At 37.5% G+C, this 7586-nt stretch carries 6 protein-coding genes; all 6 read left to right on the top strand.

The genetic code is table 11. The annotated features are described in order from the left end of the window. On the top strand, positions 1-2058 hold a 2058-nt coding region (locus LBQ60_11325), incomplete at its 5' end, for a hypothetical protein (GenBank protein ID MDR2038502.1). Positions 2059-2136: 78 nt separating this feature from the next. Continuing rightward, entirely contained in the window at positions 2137-2595 is a 459-nt protein-coding gene (locus tag LBQ60_11320; protein ID MDR2038501.1) for a hypothetical protein, read from the top strand. Positions 2596-3474: 879 nt separating this feature from the next. After that, positions 3475-4650: a 6-bladed beta-propeller gene (locus LBQ60_11315; protein MDR2038500.1), complete on the top strand. Its 1176-nt coding sequence runs from the start codon at positions 3475-3477 to the stop codon at positions 4648-4650. Beyond that, complete coding sequence (locus tag LBQ60_11310) at positions 4647-5249, top strand: hypothetical protein (GenBank protein MDR2038499.1); 603 nt, start codon at positions 4647-4649, stop codon at positions 5247-5249. The genes LBQ60_11315 and LBQ60_11310 overlap by 4 nt, the downstream gene beginning before the upstream one ends. Before the next feature lie 14 nt (positions 5250-5263). Beyond that, complete coding sequence (locus LBQ60_11305) at positions 5264-5878, top strand: hypothetical protein (GenBank protein MDR2038498.1); 615 nt, start codon at positions 5264-5266, stop codon at positions 5876-5878. A gap of 65 nt (positions 5879-5943) precedes the next feature. Then, positions 5944-7586 (top strand): carboxypeptidase-like regulatory domain-containing protein (locus tag LBQ60_11300; GenBank protein MDR2038497.1); only part of this gene is annotated, 1643 nt, incomplete at its 3' end.

The following is a 7586-nucleotide window of genomic DNA, read 5'->3' as shown; positions in this document are numbered from 1 at the left end:
GTAAAATGCGATGAGGGACTTTCAAACTTTAGTTTTGAATTTCCGCACGACCAAAAACAGCGTGTAATGCTGTTGGATGCCACGTATGAAAATAACCCTTTCCGTCAATACATCAGGATACCTTTCCCTGATGATGATTTCGACGTATCGTTCTATCCCGAAGGCGGTTCCCTCCTGTACGGCACTACAGGGCGAATTGCGTTCAAGGCGATGCAGCGCGACGGAACGGAAATGGACGTGAACGGAGTAGTTTATGACAGCCGGGGAAATGAAATCACCCGATTCAGGTCCGACGTCCGTGGTATGGGTCAGTTCATGATGAAGCAGGAACCGGGCGAAACGTATGATGCCGTTTGCACCAACAGTAAGGGGAAAACCAGACGCTTTAAGCTGCCTGCCGCCCAGAATGAAGGTTATGCACTGTCGGCTACATGGGGTAAAGATCATCTGATGGTGAACGTGCTTCAGCCGGGGTCTCAAAAAACTAATGATACATTATGTATGATTATTCACACACGTGGAATCGTGCATGATACCCGTATTTGGGAAAATACTAGCGAACCGCTTGTTTTCCCGAAGGATTTCTTCCCATCCGGAGTAAGCCATCTGCTTCTTCTGACCAAAGACATGATTCCGGTAAGCGAGCGGTTGGTGTTTGTCCATAATGATGATCAGGCAAAAGTGGAAGGTAAAACCGGCAGGGATAGCTATCCCGTTCGGACTCCAGTGGAGTATACGGTTCGTATTACGGATGAAGCGGGTGAGCCTTTGATAGGGAACATTTCCGTTTCGGTCACCGACGATCATGAAGTAGCGGTCGATACGACGATGAACATATTGACCTCTCTGCTGTTGACTTCCGATTTGCGCGGAAACATACCTGATCCGGGGTATTATTTCCGGAAAAAAGGACAGTTGTCGGTCTATTCACTTGATCTGCTGATGCAGACACAGGGATGGCGCCGGTATGATACGGAGCGGATCATAAGAAATGATCTGATGTATCCGGACACATTGTTACAAATGGGATATGCGGTATCCGGAACAGTACGAAATAGGAATCGTCCCGTAGAGGGCGTTCTTGTGAGCATTTTGTCCATACAGGGGAATTATACCGGAACGGCTTATACGGACCATAATGGACGGTTCTATCTGTCCAATGGTGATCTGCCCGACAGTACCGCGTTTATTGTTCAGGCTATGTCGCAGGAAAGAAATCAAAATCTAGAATTGATACTCGACGGAGTCTCGTACCCTGAGCGGAAAATTCCTGTTGTTGCCTCTGGTATACCTGATCGCGAAGTTCTTGATAAGTATGTCGATAAGGCAGAACAGCAATATATGGAAGAACATGGAATCCGTATCAGCCACATACCGGAAGTTACCATTACTGCGCCAAAAATAAAAGGCAAAGATTATTCCTTTTTTTATAAAGCAAGAGATACTCAATTTGTGATTAGCGAGGATGATTTAAAAAGAAACCCTCCGGTGAGTATCAATTCCCTGCTGAACCGGATTCCGGGAATTTTTGCCGATGTAAACTCAAGGAGTGTGACCTATGGGCATCGTCCTGTATATTTTATTGTTGATGACCGTTTAGTTGATGATGTATTTGATCTGTCTCCGGCCGACATTGCCCAGGTCGATTTATTATCCGGTTCTGCCGCAGCCTTATTTGTTGTGTCTCACCCTAAAAGGTATGATAGTGGGTATGGTGATTTAGGACAACCATCACCCTCCCATGTAATATCTATCACTACTAAGCGGGGTACATCCAGAGTTAAAGAAACACCTTATATCAAACCGGTCATTCCGTTGGGTTTTCAAAGACCTGTCGAATTTTATGCACCTAAGTACGATACACCCGCACAAAATACCCGACCTGACTCACGCACGACCATTCACTGGCAACCCAATATCACCACCGATGAATATGGCAAGGCAGGTTTTAGTTTTTATACGGCAGATACGCCTTCGACTTATACGGTTGTGATCGAGGGGATGACTGAAGACGGGAAAACTGTGTATAAAAGAGATCAAATAGTGGTTGAAAATTAAAATTATTTTTCTGAAAAAATTGCATAATTGAAAAAATAAATTACATTTGCGATATTATGAATTTAAAATATTAACAAAATGAGTAAACAAAAATTATTAGTAGGGGCAGGTATTTTGACCATGCTATGTGTGATGGCGGTTAACCTGCAGTATGCATATTCAGATTATGGAATTCTGGATATTAGCCTTCACAGCCAAATATTGGCACAACAAACCGGAACCGGAGGGGGAACCGGAACTAGTTCCGGTGGAGGCACTCCATACGGAGTTTGGGCTACAGGGGAAAACGGAATGTGTAATTTTCCTGGTTTTTCATTTCCTCCTAACCATTTGGGAATAGCGTGGAATACTTGTACTGTATATACCTATACAAGACATACTTCATCGTTCAAATCGTGTGAGCCTATATATTTTCCTGATTATGGCTATATCTTATCCAGTGTCCATTCTTGGGTTGGCGAGATATGTAGTGTGCCGCAGCCTAATGTTTGTTGTTGGGATCCAAGCGTACAGGTCTGTCCCTGTGATATAAAATAATTTGAAAGTTACTGTTAATTAGGATAGTTTAAGTTTTATAGAAAGGAGTCGTCTAGTTTTCATTATGATATTATAAACTTAGTATTTCGTTAAAAAAAATCATAATAGGGGGGATTGTATTGATTAAATTTTAGATATTTGAAAAATTAATGATTAATAAGTTGAAAGTTTCAAAATATTTATTATAAACATGGCATTTGTGATTTTTTTTATTGGAACTTGTTGATATTTAATCTTCAAGGATACTTTCAATTTAAACTATAGTATATTAATAATCATTTTTTTACAAAATAAATTAGTAAAAAAGCATTGAGTAATTGAAAAGTTTGTCATTCAATTCTTACAAAAATGGAAATAGCCAGCTTTAGACTGCTATGGTTGATCATGCGAAGGTCGTTTTCAGGTAATTATCTAGGGATTTTCTAGTTACAATATGAACTGTTTATCTAATAAGATACTCATCGGGAATCGCGAAGTCATAACCATTGATTTGAGTTTCATCGCCAAGTAGAGGTGGACAACAAGGATTGTCTGAGTTTTCGGGCTATATAAACGTCCAATAACATTACTTTAGAAAACCGGGATAAAGCTTTAATAGATAGGATTTGACCATACTCCACTTAATTGGCATGAATCAGGTTAAGATATTAGCAAAAGAAAAGTTTCTATATTATCTGTTAAAGCTGTGTTGCACAACTCATCATGTTTGATCGTTTTATTCATATGTCCAGTATCAGATCAAATAAATTATAAGCTTATCAAAAAAAGTTATTGAGTTTACGGCGGTTGTCGCTTAAGAATTTATCCTTATTTAATGAACCGTTGAGATTGTAACGTTACATAATTTTGTATTTATACGGGTTTTAATAAAAAATATACATGAAGTCGACAACTATATTAGCACTATTGTTTTATTTAATGGTTTTACTGATTTTCACAAGATGTTCACATCATGTTGAAGACTCCGTAGGAGATGTTCAGGTTATACAGATTGATTTGAATAAGGTAGTGGAAAGTTATGACATGACCAATATTATTGATACCTCATTTTCAATTATTCCATTAGAAACTAACGATGATTGTTTGATTGGGGCGATGGATAAATTGGAAATAAAGGCTAATCGCATCTATATTTTTGATAATATGTCTAAATCCATATTTATTTTTACCATGGATGGTAAATTTATCAACAAAATAAATGCTTATGGTAGAGGTCCAGGAGAATATCATGCAATTAGCTCTGCAACGGTAACCGATTCTACAATCATCATTCTAGATATTTCATTACGCAAGCTATTAGAATACAGTTTATCAGGGAAATTTATCAGAGAAGACAACAAGATACTAAACAAACTATGGGCTTGGGATATATTTTTTTATAATGACCTTCTTTATTATGTGAATGACTGGGGAATAGTACGAGCTGGACGTTACAGATTATTTACGACACCACTTTCTTTGGATAAAATGGATACCTACCTGCCTTTTAAGAATGCACCAATCAGTTTAGGAATTAAGGGACCGAGATATTCGATATATTCTGATGGTTTTTCGGCAATATATTCAGGAGTGGACGCTATATTTGGATTGAAGCCAGATGGTAGTATCGGACGTAAATACACGGTTGATTTGATGGGAGAAAGAGTAAAGTATAAGTCAAAAATTGTTAATAAAGTATTGGAGGAAAACCCAAAAGGAAAAATAATAGGTATTGAAAAAATTTTTGAAACTGATCGATATTTGTTTTTAGAATTATCCAGATTACATGGAGTATATTTGTTATGTATTTATGACAAACAAAATGGAGTAACTACGCTTACTGAAGGGGGGCATCTGATTCATGATTCTTTGGGTTTTTTATTTTCCTATTTTACGTGGATGATGGATGATAAGGTCATCATTAGTTATGATGCATTTAACTTTTTGGAAATATATAAGCATATTTGGTCAGCACACGATTTTCCAAATAAAAATGTAAATAATGCGATAAGAAAGGTCGCTTCACAATTAAAAGAAGGAGATAATCCAGTATTAATCATCAGCCATCTGAAATGAAAACAAATTTTTTTATATTTGGGTTATCTATAGTTCTTGTTTTTTGCTTGATGCTGATTTTCGCAATGAACAATATGATCCAGACACGCGTCCGTCAGTTGCAATCGAACTCTGTGTCCTACTATCAAACACGACTTGAAGAAATATCACAAATACGACCATACGAATGGTTATCGGAAGGTTATCGGTTATTACCCGATCTTGAGATTACCACTGATGGTGATCAACAAGTTTTTCTAAAAGATATTATTAAGGTTCCTACACTTATCTATCGTTTTACAGATACAAATTGTAAAGGTTGTGTTGAGAATCGTTTTATGCTCCTATATAAAGAGAATAGAAATGTGCCGGAAAATATTGTTATTTTGTGTACCCCTTCTACAATGAGAGTTTTGAAAATACTAAACAATGTTCACGATCTTAAATTCAAATTATATATATTGCCAACTACAAATCTTCCTATAGATCAGCAATATAATCCTTATTTATTTGTCATTCGTCCTGATTTGACCGGCCATAGTTTTTTTACAATAACAGAAGAAACCTCGCCTAAGTTTGTCCAGTATCTATCCATTATGAAAAATAAATTATATCCCTAAAAGTAAAATCTGTTATGAAGATAACCAAATACTTGCTATATAGCCTATATGCGGCTCTTTTTTTTTGTTTGATAGTAATTTTTGTGATGAGTGTAACTGTCAGGCAATATACAAGACAATTACAATCGGACAAGGTTTTCTTTTATAAAGAGATCATTGAAAATATTTCATATTCGCAACCTCATGAATTAATCTCAAATGGATATCAATTACCGGGTGATTTCTCGATTATCACAGAAGAAGGACAACAGGTTTTCTTGAAAGATGTGATAAACGCTCCTATTTTAGTATATCGTTTCTCTGAAGCGCAATGTAGTGATTGTGTGGAACAACAGTTTAAGCTATTCCGTTCGGAAAAACATAATATTCCTCAAAATATCATTTTATGGGGTTCATATTCCAATGTCAGGAAGATTAAAATTATTAAAAATACTTTTGATGTTGATTTTAAATCATATAATGTTGATAAAATTGATATTTCATTAGACAAGTTTCTCAATCCTTTCTTTTTTATTATAACACCGGATTTGACTTGTCATAGTTTTTTTACCGCAATTAAAGAAAATCCTGCCATGACAATGTTGTATTTAACTACGATGAAAACTAAATTAGAAGATAATATCAATTAGAAGCAAATGAAGAGATTGCCCCCTCTTAATGCCAATCATTATAGTTATTTTATGAATTAAAAATTATGCGATACTGTAGGCTGCTGTTAATGACTGTGTTATTGTTTGTTTCGCTCGCATTATCCGCGCAGCGCATCATCAGCGGTCGCATTACCGATTCCGAAAATGGCAGTCCAATCCCCGGCGCTTCGATTTTTTTTTCCACTACAACCGTGGGAACTACTACCGACGCCGAAGGTCATTACCGGCTCAAAATTCCGGGAGAGGGAGCTTACCGCCTGGTAGTTTCGCATGTGGGATATCAGCCTGTTTTCAAAGATATTACCCCCGGAAAAACACAGATAACGATTGATGTTGCTATGTATACGCACGAGATGGAAGAAGTGATGATAACAACAAAATCCAACGTTCGTAACAAAGATATTGACCTTTTCTGGAAGACCATACTGGGAAAGAAACCATCCAAAAAAGACATTCAGGCAATGAATCCCAATGCGGTTTATTATTACTATAATCCCGAAACGAATAAATTTACTGTTACGTGTCGCGTTCCGTTGCAAATTGTCAATCATGAAACGGGATATCACATACAATTTGTACTTAAGCGTTTCATGATAGACTATGATGTCGATAACATTTCCTGGGAAGGAGAATACTTATTTACCGAACTTGAACCGGATAATTATAAGCAAATGGAAACATGGGAAATCAACAGAAAAAAGATATACAGAACGACTATTGGAAATTTTATTAAGGCATTGTATCATGACAATACATTGGAGGAAGGTTTTTTATTTGTCAATATACAGAAATATTCTACACCAGTCGAAACTAAAACTGTAGAAAACAAATTGGTTTTTAGCGATGGAAAATTATACAAAACTCACACTAATAAGCCCACTGCCTCATATCAATACGATTTGATAGATCCGGATTACTTCATTTTGACTGATTCTGTTACAGGTAATAAGTCATTTCACATATTACCTTATCAGAATGTCATGATGGTTAGTTTTGGCAGGCCGGTAACTCAACGGGATCTGGAAAAAGCGAAAAGCCAGGTGCCATGGGAACGGATTGGCTCATACAGAAATAATATCTCTACTCCTGAGCGTCAGGTGTTCATTTATCCCGACGGTTCTTACCGGAATCCAATACGCTTTACACCCAAGTTTAACTCATATCCGGTTACGGGGCTTAATATGATGTTGCCTTTGGATTATCATCCTGATGGCGAATCCGGAATGATGAACGTTTTTTCAGAAAACCAACCTGATGAAGCGCCGGAAACAAATTCGCTTGCAACGTGTCTTATGAAAGTAGGCAAACAATTCGAGCGTCAATTATCTTTATTTCCCCAGGAAAAGATATATTTACAAACCGACAAGCCTTATTATGTTACGGGTGAACGTATCTGGTTCCGCGCCCACGTTATGGATGCCGCCACACATGTTCCTTCGTTTTCATTAGGCAGCGTGTTTGTAGAATTGTTTGATGCGCGGGATTCGGTAGTCAGCCGTATCAAAACAGGTCCCGCCAACGATTTATACAGCGGATATCTCCATATCCCTGAAGACTTACCTGAAGGGGACTATGTGATACGAGCCTATACAGACGGGATGCGGGACCTGGATGAAGATTATTTTTTCATGAAAAGCATCCGCATAGGCGGTCCGGCGAGTCGCATAATGCATATTCACCCTGAATT

It is taken from the genome of Bacteroidales bacterium, assembly GCA_031275285.1.
Taxonomy (GTDB): Bacteria; Bacteroidota; Bacteroidia; order Bacteroidales; family UBA4181; genus JAIRLS01.
Note: the sequence above shows the minus strand (reverse complement) of the source record. Positions and strands in the feature narration are given on the sequence as shown.